The 17,595-nt window shown below is 70.9% G+C and carries 15 protein-coding genes and 1 pseudogene; 4 read left to right on the forward strand and 12 right to left on the reverse strand.

Going from position 1 to position 17,595, the window contains the following annotated elements; genetic code table 11:
- Positions 1-68 precede the first annotated feature (68 nt).
- From ACLQ29_RS02570 to ACLQ29_RS02595, 6 genes are all read right to left on the reverse strand, one after another.
- Positions 69-773, reverse strand: coding sequence for a cytidine deaminase (locus ACLQ29_RS02570; RefSeq protein WP_425770041.1), 705 nt, complete (start codon positions 771-773; stop codon positions 69-71).
- Between the two features lie 331 nt (positions 774-1,104).
- The gene (locus ACLQ29_RS02575; RefSeq protein ID WP_425770042.1) at positions 1,105-2,385 is read right to left on the reverse strand and encodes an ABC transporter permease; all 1,281 of its coding nucleotides are present in this window, start codon (positions 2,383-2,385) and stop codon (positions 1,105-1,107) included.
- A gap of 3 nt (positions 2,386-2,388) precedes the next feature.
- On the reverse strand, positions 2,389-3,747 hold the full coding sequence (locus ACLQ29_RS02580) for an ABC transporter permease (protein ID WP_425770043.1): 1,359 nt from the start codon (positions 3,745-3,747) through the stop codon (positions 2,389-2,391).
- Positions 3,744-5,405: an ATP-binding cassette domain-containing protein gene (locus ACLQ29_RS02585; protein ID WP_425770161.1), complete on the reverse strand. Its 1,662-nt coding sequence runs from the start codon at positions 5,403-5,405 to the stop codon at positions 3,744-3,746. Before ACLQ29_RS02585 ends, ACLQ29_RS02580 begins: the two co-directional genes overlap by 4 nt.
- Positions 5,406-5,593: 188 nt before the next feature.
- Complete coding sequence (locus ACLQ29_RS02590) at positions 5,594-6,661, reverse strand: BMP family lipoprotein (protein ID WP_425770162.1); 1,068 nt, start codon at positions 6,659-6,661, stop codon at positions 5,594-5,596.
- A 277-nt stretch (positions 6,662-6,938) separates the two neighbouring features.
- Entirely contained in the window at positions 6,939-7,280 is a 342-nt protein-coding gene (locus ACLQ29_RS02595; RefSeq protein WP_357559606.1) for a hypothetical protein, read from the reverse strand.
- 202 nt (positions 7,281-7,482) lie between these two features.
- Between ACLQ29_RS02595 and ACLQ29_RS02600 the strand changes: the two genes are divergently transcribed.
- Positions 7,483-8,529 carry a LacI family DNA-binding transcriptional regulator gene (locus ACLQ29_RS02600; RefSeq protein WP_425770044.1) on the forward strand — a complete coding sequence of 349 codons (1,047 nt, stop codon included), beginning with the start codon at positions 7,483-7,485 and terminating at the stop codon, positions 8,527-8,529.
- Positions 8,530-8,561: 32 nt separating this feature from the next.
- A complete protein-coding gene (locus ACLQ29_RS02605; protein ID WP_425770045.1) occupies positions 8,562-10,196 on the forward strand; it encodes a glycoside hydrolase family 13 protein in 1,635 nt (544 codons plus the stop codon).
- A 208-nt stretch (positions 10,197-10,404) separates the two neighbouring features.
- Here the strand turns inward: ACLQ29_RS02605 and ACLQ29_RS02610 are convergent, their stop codons facing one another.
- The 6 genes and pseudogenes from ACLQ29_RS02610 to ACLQ29_RS02635 form a co-directional block, all read right to left on the reverse strand.
- A complete protein-coding gene (locus tag ACLQ29_RS02610) occupies positions 10,405-10,842 on the reverse strand; it encodes a hypothetical protein (RefSeq protein WP_393366222.1) in 438 nt (145 codons plus the stop codon).
- 80 nt (positions 10,843-10,922) lie between these two features.
- Positions 10,923-11,291, reverse strand: a complete 369-nt coding sequence (locus ACLQ29_RS02615) for a GntR family transcriptional regulator (RefSeq protein WP_425770046.1) — start codon at positions 11,289-11,291, stop codon at positions 10,923-10,925.
- Between the two features lie 17 nt (positions 11,292-11,308).
- On the reverse strand, positions 11,309-12,235 hold the full coding sequence (locus ACLQ29_RS02620; RefSeq protein WP_425770047.1) for a YihY/virulence factor BrkB family protein: 927 nt from the start codon (positions 12,233-12,235) through the stop codon (positions 11,309-11,311).
- A 79-nt stretch (positions 12,236-12,314) separates the two neighbouring features.
- On the reverse strand, positions 12,315-12,896 hold the full coding sequence (locus ACLQ29_RS02625) for a 2'-5' RNA ligase family protein (RefSeq protein ID WP_425770048.1): 582 nt from the start codon (positions 12,894-12,896) through the stop codon (positions 12,315-12,317).
- A gap of 13 nt (positions 12,897-12,909) precedes the next feature.
- Positions 12,910-13,935 (reverse strand): tryptophan--tRNA ligase, encoded by a 1,026-nt coding sequence (gene trpS / locus ACLQ29_RS02630; protein WP_425770049.1) that lies wholly within the window; start codon positions 13,933-13,935, stop codon positions 12,910-12,912.
- Positions 13,936-14,187: 252 nt separating this feature from the next.
- Positions 14,188-15,162: pseudogene (locus tag ACLQ29_RS02635) on the reverse strand (hemolysin family protein); the annotation flags it as partial.
- A 195-nt stretch (positions 15,163-15,357) separates the two neighbouring features.
- On the opposite strand from ACLQ29_RS02635, the gene galE reads away from it, so the two are divergent.
- Complete coding sequence (gene galE, locus ACLQ29_RS02640; protein ID WP_425770050.1) at positions 15,358-16,344, forward strand: UDP-glucose 4-epimerase GalE; 987 nt, start codon at positions 15,358-15,360, stop codon at positions 16,342-16,344.
- Positions 16,341-17,510, forward strand: coding sequence for a galactokinase (galK, locus tag ACLQ29_RS02645; protein ID WP_425770052.1), 1,170 nt, complete (start codon positions 16,341-16,343; stop codon positions 17,508-17,510). The genes galE and galK overlap by 4 nt, the downstream gene beginning before the upstream one ends.
- Positions 17,511-17,595 lie beyond the last annotated feature (85 nt).

Here is a 17,595-nt window from a genome sequence, read left to right on the forward strand (position 1 = left end):
ACCGTGCCCGGCGGAGGGATCAAGCCTGACCGCCCGGAGCCGGGCACGGTCGGCCCCATCCCCAAAGCTCAACCCCACCGAACCGGGATCTCCAAAGGCGGCTCACCCTCGCCGGCCCAGAAGATGGTGCCGGTCGCGTCGACCACCACCACACGCGGTGTCCGGGCCAGGCCCCAGGTGATCGCCTCGGCCGGGTCGTCCCAGCTCGGGGCCTCCTCCAGCACCCCGGTCTCGGCGCCGACGTCGTCTCCGGCCGACCGCTCCCAGTACGCGGTCCAGACCTGCTGCCCGGCCGACATGTCCGGGTGTACGAAGACGGTGCCGCGCCCGCGCCAGGCGGCCAGCCGCTCCGGCACCACAGGCACCGGCGTCTCCCCGGTGACGGCTTCCAGGTCCTCCACACCGAAGGCGTGCGGCAGCAACTCGGCCATCCGCAGCGGGCGGGTCTTGCTCTCGATCAGGCACTCCGGCCCGCCGTGCTCCCAGAGGAGTTGCCGGCAACGACCACACGGCATCAGCGGCTCACCGGTCGCGTCGACGCAGGACAGCGCCACGAGTCGACCCCCGCCGGTGGCGTGCAGGCTGGAGACCACCCCGCACTCGGCGCAGAGAGTCACCCCGTACGCCGCGTTCTCCACGTTGCAGCCGACCACCACGCGGCCGTCGTCGACAAGCGCGGCCGCGCCGACGGGGAACGTGGAGTACGGCGCGTACGCGTGCCGCATCGCCTCGGTTGCGGCGGCGCGCAGCCGCGCCCAGTCAATGTCGGTCATGCCACCATTCTGCCCAAGGAGCCCAGGTCAGAAGCGAGCAGGGCCGGCTGCACGGGCACCCTTCGGAAACTCGGCCGCGCCACCGCACCCGCTTCGATGATCAGGTGATGAAAAGTAGGTCAGAGTCGCCCCTGACACCTACTTTCCATCACCTGATCATGGGACGAGGTGGCCGACAACCTGCCCAACGTCGTGCTCGTGCTCGCTGGCGGCCTTTCTTGCGTCTGCACAGCCGTATTCACGATGCGCCACGTCTGGGCGTACTCCTGGAAGGGGCTGGATGGACGCGGGCCGTGCCCGGCGGGGAGGCCCGCCGGGCACGGCCCAGGCGTCAGCCCTTGATGTACGGCTTGCCGTCGGCGGCCGGTGCCCGGACCCGACCGACCAGGCCGGCGACCGCCAGGATGGTGGCCAGGTAGGGCAGCATGGCCAGGAACTGGCTGGGGATCGAGCTGCTGATCGCGCCCAGGTAGGTGGCGAGTTGGTCGGCGAACCCGAAGAAGAGCGCGGCGAGCAGCGCACCCGTCGGGTTCCATCGGCCGAAGATCAGTGCGGCAAGCGCGATGAAGCCCTTACCGCCGATCATGTTCTTGGTGAACGAGTAGAGCGCCAGCGTGTAGGACGCGCCGCCGATGCCGGCCACCACCCCGGCCAGCAGCACGTTGCGGTAGCGCACCCGCAGCACCTTGACGCCGAGCGTGTCGGCGGCGATCGGGTGTTCGCCCACCGAACGGGTCCGCAGCCCCCACCGGGTCCGGAACAACCCGATGTGGATCACCAGGACCAGCAGTAGGCCGAGGTAGAGGAAGATGTTGCCGCGGAACAGCGCCGGCCCGAGCACCGGGATGTCCTTCAGCAGCGGGATCTCCCAGTTGCTGAACCGGGGCGCGCTGTTGTATTTCGCCGCGTCGGTCTGCATCAGCCGCTCGTAGAGGAACCCGGTGACGCCTACCGCGAGCAGGTTCAGCACGATGCCCATGACGACCTGGTCGACCAGGTAGCGGATGGCGAACACGGCCAGCAGCAGCGAGATGAACGCGCCGCCGATGGCGGCGGCGACCAGACCCACCCAGACGTTGCCCGAGATGCTGCCGAAGAGCGCGCCGCTGAAGGCGCCCATCAGCAACTGGCCCTCGATGGCCACGTTGACCACGCCGGATCGTTCGCAGAGCACACCGGCGAGCGCGCCGAAGATCAGCGGCAGGGCCAGGATGAACGTGCCCCGGATGATGTTGACGAGCGGCATGAAATTCTGCCCGGCCGGCGCGGCGGAGACCTGCCAGCAGAGGAACGACAGCACGAAGCCGACGAGCCCCACCCCGAGCACGGGGAGGAACCATCGTTTCGGCACTCCGGCGAGCAGGGCCGCACCGGCGGCGATGGTGATGATCCCGAACAGGATCGCCCCGATCGTGCCGTTGATCTCCAGTGCGGCGCCAGCCGCGTCGTCGCTGAGCGTGAACCGGGCCTGCTGGTCGGTGGCGAGCGCGCCGAAGAGCACCGCGGCCAGCAGGCCGAGCCCCAGCAGGGTGAGGCCGACCTTTCGGCTCCGGGTCCAGAAGCCCTCGTCGACAGGGGCGACGGCGATGTCGGGGACAGCCATGGTGGACATGAGTTACCAGCCCTTCGCCAGGCTCGTCTGCAACCGGGCGGCGCGCGCGGCCCGGAGCTGGAAGATCGCCTTCACCAGGGCCGGCGCGGCGATGAAGATGACGATCAGCGCCTGCAGCACGGTCACCAGCTCGAGCGAGATCCCGGAGTACGACTGCATCCGGTTGCCACCGGCCTGCAGCGCCCCGAACAGCAACGCGGCGAGCAGCACCCCCCAGGGCTTCACCCGCCCCAGCAGGGCCACCAGGATGCCGTCGAAGCCGATCTGCGCGACCACGAGCGGGGTCAACGCGCTGGCGGTCGAGCCGAGCACCATGTTCGAGCCGCCGAGGCCCGCCAGGATGCCGGCGAAGACCATGATCAGGATGTACGTCCGCGTCACGCTGATGCCCGCGGTGCGGGCGGCGTCCGGGTTGGCGCCGACCGCGCGCAGCTCGAAGCCGAGCGTCGAGCGGTTCAGCAGCCAGGCCACCGCCCAGGTGGCCAGCACGGCGAGCAGGATGCCGGCGTGCACCCGCAGGTTGTCGCCGAGCAGTCGGGGCAGCTGGGCGGAGGTGTCCACCGCCTTGCTGATCGCGTCGGTACGGGTCGGGTCCTGCACGCCGTTCTGCACGATCAACCAGGTCAGGAAGTACGTGGCGACGTAGTTGAGCATGATCGTGTTGATCACCTCGTGCGCGCCGGCGCGGGCCTTGAGGATGCCGGGGATGAAACCCCAGATCGCCCCGCCCAGCGCGCCGGCCAGCACCGCCACCAGGAGGTGCAGGCCGGGCGGCAGGGGCAGCAGGAAGCCTGCCAGGGCCGCCATGATCACGCCGATGGTGGCCTGACCCTGGGCGCCGATGTTGAACAGGCCGCCCCGGAAGGCCAGCGCCACCGACAGGCCGGTGAAGACGAGCGGCGCGGCGTAGGTGAGCGTTTCGGAGATCGGCGCGAGCACTGCCTGCCAGCTACCGGTGCCGTCCGCCCAGGCGGCGAACGCCTCGGGGTCGAAGACCGAGCCCTTGAACAGGTTCGCGTACGCCTCGCTGACAAGGGTCCAGCTGGAGTTGATCGCGTCGGACGGTCGGGAGGTGATGTACGAGTAGGTGGACAGCACCGTCGGATCAGAAACGATCATCAGCACCGCGCCGACCACGATCGCCAACACCAGCGACAGCAGGGTCACCGTGAAGGTGTTCGCCGCCCAGAGGTTGTCCATGAACAACCGACCCAGACTCGGCTTCTGCTGCGGCGCCGGGCTGCCTGGCTTCGTCGCCGTCTCGGCACGCTCGGTGTTGCCGAGCGTGTTCTGCGCGGCCTGCGCCTCGCTCGCCGGCTCCTTGTCCGGCGAGCCGGACTGCGGGTTGGGGGGGTTGGTCATGCCTCGTCCTCGCTCGCGGAGCCCGCGTCGCGCGCCGGGCTCCCGTCTGCACCGCCGGGCTTGCCGGCGGCCGGTGGCGCGCCGGGCTTGCCGGCAGCCGGTGGCGCGCCGGGCTTGCCGGCAGCCGGTGGCGCGCCGGCCTCGTGGGCCACGTCCGGGCTGATGCCGGCCATCAACAGGCCGATCTCCTCACGCGGGGTGTCCGGGCCGACGATGCCGATGATCCGACCGCGGTACATCACCGCGATCCGGTCGGCCAGCCCGATCACCTCGTCGAGTTCGCTGGAGACCACCATGACGGCGGTGCCGATGTCCCGCTCGCGGATGATCTGGCTGTGGATGAACTCGATCGACCCGACGTCGACGCCACGGGTCGGCTGGGCGGCGATGAAGAGCTTCAGCGGCCGGGACAGCTCCCGGGCCACGATCACCTTCTGCTGGTTGCCGCCGGAGAGGGTGCCCACCGCCGCGTCGGCCGATGAGGTGCGGACGTCGAACTGCTCGATCCGCTCCTTCGCCGAGGCGGCGATCGCGTCCGGCTTCAGCGCGAGCCCGGCGCCGAACGGCGGTCGGTCGTAGATGTCCAGCACCAGGTTCTCCGCGACGCTGAACTCCTTGACCAGGCCGTCCACGCTGCGGTCCTCGGGCACGTAGCCGACGCCCGCCCGGAGCACCTTCTTGGGCTTCCAGCCGTCGATCCGGTCGCCGACCAGGCTGACCGTGCCGGCGAGCACCGGCCGCAGGCCCATGATCGCCTCGATCAGTTCGGTCTGACCGTTGCCCTGTACGCCCGCCACGCCGAGCACCTCACCGGCGCGCACGGTCAGGTCCACCCCGTCGACCGCGCGGATCTGCCGGTCGTCGTCGACGACGAGCCCGGCCACCTCCAGCACGGGCTCACCGGGAGTGGCCGGGGCCTTGTCCACCGTCAGCCGGACGTTGCGCCCGACCATCAGGGCCGCCAGCTCGTCCCGGCTGGCCTCCGGCGACGCGGTGCCCACGGTCTTTCCGCGTCGGATCACCGTGATCCGGTCGGCGATGGCCTTGACCTCGCCCAGTTTGTGGGTGATGAAGACGATCGACTTGCCGGCCGCCTTGAGCGACCGCATGACCGTCAGCAGTTCCTCGGTCTCCTGCGGGGTGAGCACGGCGGTCGGCTCGTCCAGGATGAGCAGGTCGACGTCGCGGGTGAGCGCCTTGACGATCTCGACGCGCTGCTGGATGCCGACCGGCAGGTCCTCGATCACCGCGTCCGGGTCGACCCGCAGGTTGTAGCGCTCGGACACCTCGGTGACCTCGCGCCGGGCGCGACGCCGGTCCAGGAAGCCGGCGATGCCGCCCCGGGTCTGCTCGGCGCCGAGCATGATGTTTTCGGCGACGGTGAACACCGGCACCAGCATGAAGTGCTGGTGCACCATGCCGATCCCGGCGTCGATCGCGTCGGACGGGCCCTTCAGCTTCAACGGCTTGCCGTCGACCAGGATCTCGCCCTCGTCGGGCTGGTAGAGCCCGTAGAGCACGTTCATCAGTGTCGACTTGCCCGCGCCGTTCTCGCCGAGCAGGGCGTGAATCTCTCCAGGCTCCACCGTCAGGTCGATGTGGTCGTTGGCGACCAGATCACCGAACCGCTTGGTGATGCCGCGCAGTTCGAGTCTCAGCGCAACCTCCTGGAGTGCGAGCGATGGTGCAGCCTAGCTGCCGTCTACCCGACCGGAGCGGCCTGGTTGACGTGGTGCGCGATCGGCCGCTCCGACCCCACGGTCACCCGCGGGGCCAGAGCGGCCGGTCGGTCGTACCTGTCCCCCGCCGACCCCCCGATGATCTCACCGGAGGGGCCGGCCGGTTGTCACTTGGTCGGCTGGGCCTTCGAGGTGACGGTGATGGTGCCGGCGGCGATGTCGGCCTTGATCTTGTCGATCTCCGCCTTCAGCTCGGCCGGGACCTTGCTGTCGAAGTCGTGGTACGGGGCGAGCGAGACACCGGTGTTGGCCAGGGTGCCGACGAAGCCCGGCTTGGCCGGCAGCTTGTCACCGCCGGCGGCCTTGACCACGGCCTCCTTGACGGCTTCCGGGATGTTCTTGACGACCGTGGTGATGATCGCCGAGCAGTCCGGGGTGCTCTGGCAGCCGTCGACGTCCACCCAGATGGTGCTGTACTTGCCGCCCGAGGCCTTGGCCGCGGCGGTGGTGCCGAGGCCGGAGCCGCCGGCGACCGGCATGATGATGTCCGCACCCTGGGCGACCAGCGCGTCGGAGACCTTCTTGCCCTCGTCCTGCTTGGCGAAGTCGTTGGTGAAGGAACCCTTCTGGGTCTCCTTGTTCCAACCCAGCGCCTGGACGCTCTTCTTCTTGGTGGTGTTGAAGTACGCCACGCCGTCGACGAAGCCGTCCATGAAGATGGTGACCGGCGGGATCGGCAGGGCGCCGTAGGTGGCGACCTTGCCGCTCTTGGTCATCCCGGCGGCCAGGTAACCGGCCTGGAACGCGGCCTGGGCGGTGTCGAACTGCATCGGGTAGACGTTGGCGTCACCCGGGTTCGCGTCGACGATGCCGAACTCCTGGTTGGGGTTCGCCTTGGCGATCTTCGAGGTGGCGTTGGCCATCAGGCCACCGACCGCCAGGATGAAGTCACACTTCTGGTTGACGTACTGCGTCAGGTTCGGCTCGTAGTCGGCCTCCGCCTTCGACGCGACGAACTTGATGTCGATGTTGTCGTTGGCGGCCTTGGCGTCCTTCAGACCCTGCCAGGCCGAGGCGTTGAACGACTTGTCGTCGATGCCGCCGACGTCGGTCACCATGCAGGCGCTGAACTTCTTGGCGCCACTGCCGGCGTTGTTGTCATCCTTGGGGGCCTCGCCACAAGCGGCGGCGGTGAGCGCGAGCCCACCCACCGCGACGATCGAGGCGATCCGCATCCCACGCACCGAGCGCAAGACGTCTCCTTCCCATTGCTCACCGCGCCTAGTGCGGTGGCAGCCCATCAGCCGACCTGCGGTGTGCCGCCGGCTGTCCCACGTTACGGACGGGAGCGTACGCCCGCGCCCACCCACCGGCCGACAATCGTGCACGACTGTTGAGCGCCTGTTACCCGGGTGTAACCCTTGCGTGGGGCACGTCACTCCTGGTGCTGGTAACGGCGTGTCCAGGCGTCCGTAACGTCCGTTTCCCGGGGGCGGCGGCCCCCCTCGGACGTTACCGCCAAAAGACCGCGACCGCCGCGTTGACCAGGGTCAGACCGACTATCGCGAGGAAATGACCGCGATTTACCACGTCCCGCTTCCGCGAGAAGAAGACCATGACGAAGATCAGCAACGCGATGACCAACTTCGTCACAAGTTTCGCGAGTGCCGGCTCGTCGCCGTCGCGCAGCGGCGCGGAGAGGCCGAGCCCGGTCAGCAACTGGATCACCGCCCCCCAGAGCATCGCCGGGTTGATCCGCAGCCGGCCACTGATGTATTGGGCGATCGAGCCGCCGAGCAGCAGGGCGAAGCCGATCAGATGGACATAGAGGAGGATGAGTCGCAGCGCTTCCACGTCGCTCATCCTCCCCCATCAACGACACTTTGTAGTAGGGGGACCAACCGGTCGGCGCGTCGGCGCCCCTCGGCGCTGCCGCCGGCTCCGGCCGCGAGTCGTGTCGGCGAGCCAGGGAAGCCGCAGCCGGCAACTTATTGCCGGAATTGCAATGGTTTGCAGGGCGCCTCGCAAGAACTTGCCGGTGGGCTAAAGTGCCGCCATGCGCGCTCGACTGTCCGACATCGCCCAGCAGGCCGGAGTCAGCGAGGCCACGGTGTCGCGGGTGCTCAACGACCGCCCCGGCGTGGCAGCGGAAACCCGGCAGGCCGTCCTCACCGCACTTGACGTGCTCGGCTACGAGCGCCCGGCCCGGCTGCGCAAGCGCAGCGCCGGACTGGTCGGCCTTGTGGTGCCGGAGCTGGACAACCCGATCTTCCCGGCCTTCGCCCAGGTCATCGAGTCGACCCTGGCGCAGAGCGGGTTCACCCCGGTGCTCTGCACCCAGACCGCCGGCGGCGTGACCGAGGACGAGTACGTGGAGATGCTGCTGGACCGGCAGGTCTCCGGCATCGTCTTCGTCTCCGGTCTGCACGCCGACACCGCCGCCAACCACGACCGCTACCGGGCGCTGATCGCCCGACCGCTGCCGATCGTGATGATCAATGGACACGTGCCGGACGTCGCCGCCCCCTTCGTCTCCTGTGACGACCGGGAGGCCGCCGAGCTGGCCGTCGCCCACCTGGTCGCGCTCGGGCACCGACGGATCGGCCTGATCACCGGCCCGGACCGGTTCGTTCCGGTACGGCGCAAGGTGGCCGGCTGGCGCTCCGCGATGACCCGACTCGCGGGTGTCGCGGAGGCCAACCTCGACCCACTCGCCGAGCTGTCGCTGTTCGGTGTGGAGGGTGGCGAGGCGGCGGCCGGGCGACTGCTCGACCGCGGTGTCACGGGCGTGGTCTGTGGTTCCGACCTGATGGCGCTCGGCGCGATCCGGGCGGCCCGCCAACGCGGCCTCCGCGTGCCCGCCGACGTCTCCGTGGTCGGCTACGACGACTCGCCGCTGATGGCCTTCACCGACCCGCCGCTGACCACCGTGCGGCAGCCGGTCGCCGCGATGGCGGTGGCCGCCGTCCGCGCGCTGGTGGACGAGATCAACGGGTACGGCGCTCCGCACTCGGAGTACCTGTTCCGCCCGGAGCTGGTGGTGCGCGGCTCCACCGCCGTCGTGCCGAGCGCCGCACGTCTGCCTTACGCAAGATCTGCTTGACTCTTGCAGCTGCCGGGCGGCATATTGCTCCGATGATCAGCACCGCCACCCCACCCCGCACCGATGATCACAACTGGTGGCGCTCCGCGGTCGTCTACCAGGTGTACGTCCGCAGCTTCGCCGACAGCGACGGCGACGGCACCGGCGATCTCCAGGGCATCCGGCAACGCCTGCCGTACCTGCGCGACCTCGGGGTGGACGCGCTCTGGCTGACACCCTTCTACACCTCCCCGATGATCGACGGCGGGTACGACGTCGCCGACTACCGGGACGTCGACCCGATGTTCGGCACCCTCGCGGACTTCGACGCGATGATCGGCGACGCGCACGCCCTCGGTCTGCGGATCATCGTCGACCTGGTGCCCAACCACACCTCCCACGCACACACGTGGTTCACCGCCGCGCTCGCCGCCGGCCCCGGCTCGCCGGAGCGGGCCCGCTACCTCTTCGCCGAGGGCCAGGGCACCCACGGCGAGCTGCCCCCGAACGACTGGGAGAGCATCTTCGGAGGCCCCGCCTGGACCCGGGTCGCGGACGGCCAGTGGTACCTGCACCTCTTCGACCCCGCGCAACCGGACCTGAACTGGCGGCACCCGGAGGTCCGCGCCGAGTTCGAGGACGTGCTGCGGTTCTGGCTGGACCGGGGCGTGGACGGATTCCGCATCGACGTGGCGCACGGCATGATCAAGGCCGAGGGGCTGCCGGACGTCGGCTTCAGCACGACGACCACCGGCCAGCGCCAGGTCGAACTGCTCGGCAAGGGCCGGCTCCCCTACTTCGACCAGGACGAGGTGCACGAGATCTACCGCGCCTGGCGACCCATCCTGGACAGCTACCCCGGGGGTCGGATGGCGGTCGCCGAGGCGTGGGCCGAGACGCCCCAGCGCCTCGCGCGCTACATCGGCCCGGACGAGTTGCACCAGGCGTTCAGCTTCGACTTCCTCGACGCCACCTGGTCGGCCGACTCGTTCCGCAAGGTGATCGACACGGCTCTGGCCGAGGCGAGCGTCGTCGGGGCGCCGACCACCTGGGTACTGTCCAACCACGACAAGCAGCGGCACGTCACCCGTTACGGCGACGGCGTCGAAGGGCTGCGCCGGGCCCGCGCCGCCAGCCTGCTGATGCTCGCCCTGCCCGGCTGCGCCTACCTCTACCAGGGCGAGGAACTGGGCCTGCCGGAGGTCCTCGACCTTCCGGACGAGCTGCGCCAGGACCCGGCGTTCCCGCGCACCGGCGAGAGCCGCGACGGCTGCCGGGTGCCCATCCCGTGGAGCGGCGAGCTGGCCCCGTACGGCTTCGGCCCGGCCGGCAGCGAGCTGAGCTGGCTGCCCACCCCGGCAACCTGGCGGGCCCTGTCCGTCACCGCGCAGACCGGCGTGCCCGACTCGACGCTGGAGCTGTACCGGACCGCACTACGGATCCGGCACCAGCACCCGGCGCTGGCCGACGAGACCGGCGGGATCACCTGGCTGGAGAGCGAGCCGGGCGTGCTGGCCTTCGCCCGCAACGCCGGCGACACCGCACTGACCTGCGTGGTCAACCTCAGCGGCGTCCCGGTCCCGATCGACGGGTACGGTCTGCCGCTCGTCGCCAGCGACGCGCTCACCGGGCCGGACGCCGGCCGGTTGCTGCCCGTTGACGCGGCTGTCTGGTTACAACGGCGCTGAGCGGGTAACAACCTCTCGACCTGGTCGTTCGTTGTGCCCCGCGCCGACGGGCGGCTGGGCTACCGGCCCCTTGTGGTGGGGGGTGAGGTGTCACCGGCGCCACGCGGAGTCCGCTCCGCGTGGCGCCGGTGTCCGTGTGCCGCCGTTCTGCGTGGTGCCGCCGTTCTGCGTGCTGGACGGCCCGCCGACCCGCTGACGCCCGCCGGGATCACTTCGCGGTGAGCAGCGCCGCGATCCGGGTGAGGCCGGCGCGTACCTCGGCCTCGTCCGGCGGCTCGGCGGGCGCGCCGTGGCCAGCCTCGTCGGCGGCGGCGTCCAACTCCTCGTCGATCACGTCCTCGAAGTCGCCGTACAGATCGGCCCCCTCGACCTGGCGGGCCTCGTCCTCGGCGGCGACCTGGGCGGCGGCGATCTCGCTGCGGATCTCGTCGGCGGACAGCGCCGGCAGCAGCGGCTCCACCACCGCCATCAGTTGCTCCTCGGCCACCACCGCCTCGGCCAGCGCCAACGCGTGCGGCCGCTCGTACGGCCCGCAGACCACCGGTTCCCACTCGTCGAGGTCACCGAGCGGACCGAAGGTGATGATCCAGGGCAGCCCGAGGAGCGGCGAGTCGGCCGGCAGGTCAAGTGTCATGAGTGCGCCCACCGGCTCATCATGGTCCGCCAACGCGAGCGCCGACGGCTTTCGGCTCAGTTTTCCCCTGTCCGGTGGCGGACCTGCGGCGGTCAGCCGGGGCGGACGGCATCCAGGGCGGCGCGGACCAGCGCGAGCGCGGTGGCCGGCGGTACGCCGAGCCGCGCCGCCTCGGCCGCGTAGCCGGCCGCCGCCCGCTGGAGCCGATCGACGGCGTCGTCCCGGCCGGGGGCGACGAAGGTGCCGTTGCGCCCGCGGGTCTCCAGCAGCCCGGCGGCCTCCAACTCCCGGTACGCCCGAGCCACCGTGTTCGCGGCCAGACCCAGGTCGGCGGCGAGCTGCCGGACGGTGGGCAGTCGGCACCCGACCGGCAGTCGACCGTCGCCGATCAGCTCGGCGAGTTGCCCCCTGACCTGCTCGTACGGGGGCACCGACGAGTCCGGGTCGACCGAGATCAGCATCCGCACACCTTCCGTCCTCAACTCGCGCCACCTGGCGTGCCGGGATCGGTGTCGTCGTCCACCACGCCCGCCGGGGCGGCGGCCTCGGCCAGGTCCACCACCCGCCCGTTCCTGCTGGTGGCGAGGAGCGCGGCACCGAACAGCACAAGTTGGTTGAGCAGATAGAGGTAGAGCAGCAGACCGACGGCACCGGCCACCACCGTGTACGCCGGATTGCGCTCGGTACGCACCACGTAGTACCGCCCCACCGTGTTCAGCAGGGTGATGCCGACCGCCACCAGCAGCACCACCGGACGCAGCCGGGACCGGCTCATCCGCAGCCGGGGCACCGCGAGGAGCAACGCGGTGGCGAGGACCGCGTTGACGAGCACGCTGAGCACCGCACTGATCGTGGTGAGACCGACCGACCCGGTGCTGCGCAACAGGAAACGCAGCAACGACTCCAGCGCGTCCACCGCCGCGACCGAGAGGCCGAGCAGCACGAAGATGCCGATCATCACGCCCAGGTCGACCAACCGCCGGATCACCAGATTTCCCGGCTGCTGGTTGAGGTGGTACATCAGCCGCTGCGAGGACCGGATGGCCTCCACCCAGCCGATCCCGGTGAAGACCAGGATGACCAGGCCGACCACACCGACCGTGCCGCTGGAGTTGGCGATCTGCTCGGCGTCCAGGAAAGGCAGGTTCTCCTTGAGGAAGTCGGCTGCCGCGGCGCTGACGTCGTCGTTGTCCTCCAGGATCGCGCCGAAGATGGAGAACGCGACAAGGGCGAGGGCGAACACCGCGAAGAAGCCGTAGTAGGCGATCGCGGCGGCCAGCCGCCCGGCCAGCACCTCCCCGTACAGGGCGCCGGCACGCCACACGTGATCGAAGAGCCCCGACCGGCGGCGCGCGGTGCTCACCCAGCGGTCGATGCCCGCTTCGATCCAGCCGATCACGTTCACGCGATCATCCTCGCCGATCTCCCACCGCCGTAGTGGCAACCGGCTTCCGATGCGCACCGACCGGCGCGTCGCCGACGGTTCAGATGCCGAGGCGGAAGTCCCGACGCGGCTGCCACCGGGCCTCCCCGCTGTGCGAGAAGAGAGTGAACGCGTCGACCTCGAACATCGCGGAGAAGTCGGCCAGATCCTCGTACACCCGGTCCAGGGTCTCCGGTGCCACGTCCTGCGCCACGGTGACGTGCGGATGGTACGGGAAGCGGGCCTTGCGGTGAAGGTCCGGCGTCGCGGTGATGGCGGCGGCCAGCAACTCACACTCGCTGATGCCGGCGGCCACCGCGACGAACACGACCTGGGTGACCGGACGGAACGTGCCGGTGCCCCGCAGGTGCAGCGCGAACGGCAGGTGCGTGGCGGCGACGTCGGCCAGATGCCGCTCGACGGCGGGCAGGCTGGCCGACCGGATCTCGGTGGGCCCGAGTAACGTCACGTGCGCGGGCACCGCGAGCGGGTCGCCGGCCTCGACCCGCCGCCGGGTGAGCTGGGCACCCCAGGGCTCGGGAATGTCCACAGCGATGCCGATCTGGATGGTGTCGCCGGTCGGCGGCACCCCGCCACTGCGATCCACGCTTCGCGCCGCCCCTCCGGCCACCGACCCGTCCACCTGTCCCGCGGAGCTACTCGCCGCGCACGGGCGGGAAGAAACCGACCCGCTCGTACGTGGACCGCAGGGTTGCCGCCGCCACCGCGCGGGCCTTCTCCGCGCCGGCGGCGAGCAGCTTGTCCAACTGTGCCGGGTCGTCGAGGTAGGCGCGGGTGCGTTCCTGGACCGGACGGACGAACTCCGCCACCACCTCGGCCAGCTCCTTTTTCAGGTCGCCGTAGCCGCGGCCCGCGAACGCGGCCACCAACTCGTCGATCCCGCGGCCACTGAGCGCCGAGTAGATGGTCAGCAGATTGGACACACCCGGCTTCGTCTCGGCGTCGAAGACGATCTCCCGACCGGTGTCCGTCACCGCCGACCGGATCTTCTTCGCGGATCGGGCCGGATCCTCCAGCAGGTCGATGATGCCGGCCGGCGAGGACGACGACTTGGACATCTTCGCCGTCGGGTCCTGAAGGTCAGTGATCTTCGCGGTGTCCTTGACGATGTGCGGCGCAGGCACCGTGAACGTCGGGCCGAACAGCGAGTTGAACCGCTGGGCCAGATCCCGGGACAGCTCCAGGTGCTGGCGCTGGTCCTCGCCGACCGGCACCGCGTTGGCCTGGTAGAGCAGGATGTCGGCGGCCTGCAGGACCGGGTAGGTGAACAGCCCTACGCTGGCCCGCTCGTTGCCCTGCTTCTGCGACTTGTCCTTGAACTGGGTCATCCGGCTGGCCTCGCCGAAGCCGGTGATGCAGCCGAGCACCCAGGCCAGCTGCGGGTGCTCGGGCACCTGCGACTGCACGAACAGGGTGCTGCGGTCCGGGTCGAGCCCGACCGCGAAGAGCTGGGCGGCGGCCACCCGCGTCCGCTGCCGCAACAGCGCCGGGTCGTGCCCCGCGGTGATGGCGTGCAGGTCCACCACGCAGTAGAACGCGTCGTGGGTGTCCTGCAACGCCACCCAGTGCCGCACCGCACCCAGATAGTTGCCGAGATGGAACGAGTCGGCCGTCGGCTGGATGCCGGAGAAGACGCGGGGACGGGCGGGAACGTCGGACATGGCGATAATTCTGTCAGCAAGCAAGCGGGTCCGTCATGACGGGCCGGCGGGTCGGCCACGGCCCGCCGGTGTCGGGGTGCTGACCTCGGGTGGCGCGCCCGGACCAACCCGGCGCGTCGGCCCGGCCGGCGACCCACGGCGCTGCCCGGCCACCGTCTCCCGCGCCGGCCCGACACCGTGCTCGCGGCGCTGCCCGGTGTCCTGCTCGCGGCGCTGCCCGGTGTCCTGCTCGCGGCGCTGCCCGGTGTCCTGCTCGCGGCGCTGGTCCGGCACGCGGACGGCGGAGACCGCGAGCCGCGCCACCCGACGGCCGTCCAGCGCGAGGACCCGCAGTAGCCAGCCCTCCGGGGGGTCGGCCGGATCCGGCCCGCCGACGTCGGCCGGCTCGCTGGGCACCGGCACCTCGTCGCCGGTCACCGGAAGCCGACCCAGCGCGGCCATCACGAACCCGCCGACCGTCTCGTACGGCCCGGCGGGCAGCGCCACCCCGGTCCGTTCGGCGAAGTCGGCGAGGTTGAGGCGGCCGTCCACCACGGCCGGCAGGCCGGCGTGCACCGGGTCCGGCGGGTTGTCGTACTCGTCGCGGATCTCGCCGATCAACTCCTCGATGAGGTCCTCCAGCGTGACGATGCCGGCGGTGCCGCCGTACTCGTCGACCACCACCGCCAGGTGCTGGCCCTCCCGGCGCATCTCGGTCAGCGCGGGTAACACCCGTTTGCTTCCGGGAAGTCGCTTCACCTCCCGCGCCAGTTCGCCGACGGTGGCACACGGATCGGCGTCCGGGCGCAGCAGCACGTCCCGGAGGTGCACGAAGCCGACCACGTCGTCGTGGGTGCCGTCGGTGACCGGGTAGCGGGTGTGCGTCTCGGCGCGGACCAGCCGGGCAGCCTCGGTGATGGTGAGCCGCGCCGGGAGGAAGACGACCTCGGTACGCGGCATCATCACCTCGCGGATCAGGCTGGCGCCGGCCACCAGGACCTCGTCGATGATCCGCCGCTCGTCCGGGTCGAGCAGCGTGTTCGCCGCGACCAGGTCCCGCAACTCGGCCTCGGTGATGCGCTCCCGGCCGGCCGCCGGCCCGGCTCCGAGCAGGTCGGTGACGAGTCGGGAGGCGCCGTCGGCGGTGCGGACCAGCACGCGGGCGACGGCTCGGGCGAGCGGCCCGGGGTCGCGGCGGGGTCGCACCCGCACGTGTCGCCGGAGCCCGCTACGGGCCGCTTCCCGCATGACAGAGATGGTAGACACCGTTTGCTCGCCGCACCGGGGATCGGGCGGAGCGTACCCCGCATGTTCGGCTCTGTTTAATCATGAGAGTTTATGATGGAATGAGGTTGGCGGTGCCGTCGGTACGGGCACCGGCCGCCACCCTAGGGTGATCAGCGAAGGCCACGTCCCGGGCGGGCCAGGCAGGAGGCAAACGACGTGAAACTGCTCGTCACCGGGGGCGCCGGCTTCATCGGCAGCGTAGTGACCCGGATGCTGCTCGACGCGGGTCACCAGGTGGTCGTCCTCGACGACCTGCGCACCGGGCACCGCGAGTCGCTCGCCCCGGACGCGACCCACGTCGAGGCGTCCATCCACGACGCCGCCCGCGTCCTCACCCCCGACGCCGGCTTCGACGGGGTGCTGCACTTCGCGGCCCTGATCGCCGCCGGCGAGTCGATGGTCAAGCCGGAGCTGTACTGGCAGAACAACACGGTCGGCACGCTCGCCCTGATCGACGCGGTCCGGGCCGCCGGGGTGCCCCGCATGGTCTTCTCCTCCACCGCGGCCGTCTACGGCAACCCCACCCAACTGCCGATTCCGGAGACCGCGGTCAAGGCGCCCACAAACACGTACGGCGCCACGAAGCTCGCCGCCGACATGGCGCTCACCTCCGAGACGATCGCGCACGGGCTGGCCGCCGTGTCGCTGCGCTACTTCAACGTGGCGGGCGCCCATCTCGACGGCGACGTCGCGCTCGGCGAACGGCACGACCCGGAGACACACCTGATCCCGATCGCGCTTGAGGTCGCCGCCGGCCGGCGGGAGAAGCTCCAGCTCTTCGGCGACGACTACCCCACTCTGGACGGCACCTGCGTCCGCGACTACATCCACGTCGCCGACCTGGCCCGCGCGCACCTGCTGGCGCTGGACGCGGCCACCAGCGGCCAACACCGGATCTACAACCTGGGCAACGGCAACGGCTTCACCAACCGCCAGGTCGCCGACGTGGTCCGCGAGGTCACCGGGCACCACCTGCCCGTCGAGGTGGCCCCGCGCCGCGAGGGTGACCCGGCCGAGTTGGTCGCCTCCTCCGCGTTGGCCCGCGACGAGCTGGGCTGGGTGCCGCAGAAGCCGACCCTGCACGACATGGTCGGCGACGCCTGGGCCTTCTACCGCACGCACATCCTGGAGCAGCAGCCGTGACCGACCCCACGCGTGCCGTCGCCGACCGGGCCGCCGCCGGCTTCACCACGCGGTACGGCGGCCAGGCCGCCGGCCGCTGGGCGGCTCCCGGCCGGGTCAACCTGATCGGCGAGCACACCGACTACAACGAAGGGTTCGTGCTGCCCTTCGCGCTGCCGTTGCGGACCGTCGTCGCCGCCGACCGGCAGGACGCGGAGCAGTGGACGGTCTGGTCCGAGCTGTCCGACGAGACGATCACCTTCGGGGCGGACGACGTCGCCGAGGCCGGCCGGGTGACCGGCTGGGGCGCGTACGTCGCAGGGGTGGTCTGGGCGCTGCGCGAGGCCGGCCATCCGGTCCCGGGCGCACGGCTGGCGATCGCCTCCGACGTGCCGCTGGGCTCCGGGCTCTCCTCCTCGGCCGCGTTGGAGTCGGCCGTGCTGGCTGCCCTGCTCGACCTGGGTGGGCTGGAGTTGCCCGCGGAGCTCCAGCCCCGGCTGGCGCAGCGGGCGGAGAACGTCTACGTGGGCGCCCCGACGGGGATCATGGATCAGTCCGCGGTGATCCGCTGCCGTGCCGGGCACGCCCTCTTCCTGGACTGCCGCGACGAGTCGGTCGAGCAGATCCCGTTCGACCTGGACGCCGCCGGTCTGGCGGTGCTTGTCATCGACAGTCGGGCGCCGCACCGGCACGCCGACGGTGAGTACGCGGCCCGCCGCCGCTCCTGCGAGGCCGGGGCCGCCGCGCTCGGCGTCGCCGCGCTGCGGGACGTGGGTGTCGACCAGCTCGACACCGCGCTGGCCCAGCTCGACGACGAGGAGACTCGGCGACGGGTCCGGCACGTGGTCACCGAGGACCAACGCGTACTGGACACGGTGGCGCTGCTGCGCGCGGCCCGGGTCCGCGACATCGGCCCGCTGCTCACCGCGTCGCACGTCTCCATGCGCGACGACTTCGAGATCACCGTGCCGGAGATCGACACGGCGGTCGAGGCGGCGTTGGCGGCCGGCGCGCTCGGCGCCCGGATGACCGGCGGCGGCTTCGGCGGCTGCGTCCTGGCCCTGATCGAGGTCGACCGCGCCGACGAGACCGCCGCCGCCGTCGAGGCCGCCTACGCCGAGCGAGGCTTCACGGCCCCCGGCACCCTGACGGTCCTCCCCTCTCCCGGCGCCACCCGCCTGTCCTGACCACCCACCCCGTCGGGGTGAACGTGCTCGAACATGGAAGTAGTGGCCTCACCCGTTGGGCGAGGCCACTACTTCGTGGATCGAG

Origin of the sequence: Micromonospora sp. DT228 (assembly GCF_049841595.1) — a bacterium.
In the GTDB taxonomy this organism is placed as follows: Bacteria; Actinomycetota; Actinomycetes; order Mycobacteriales; family Micromonosporaceae; genus Micromonospora.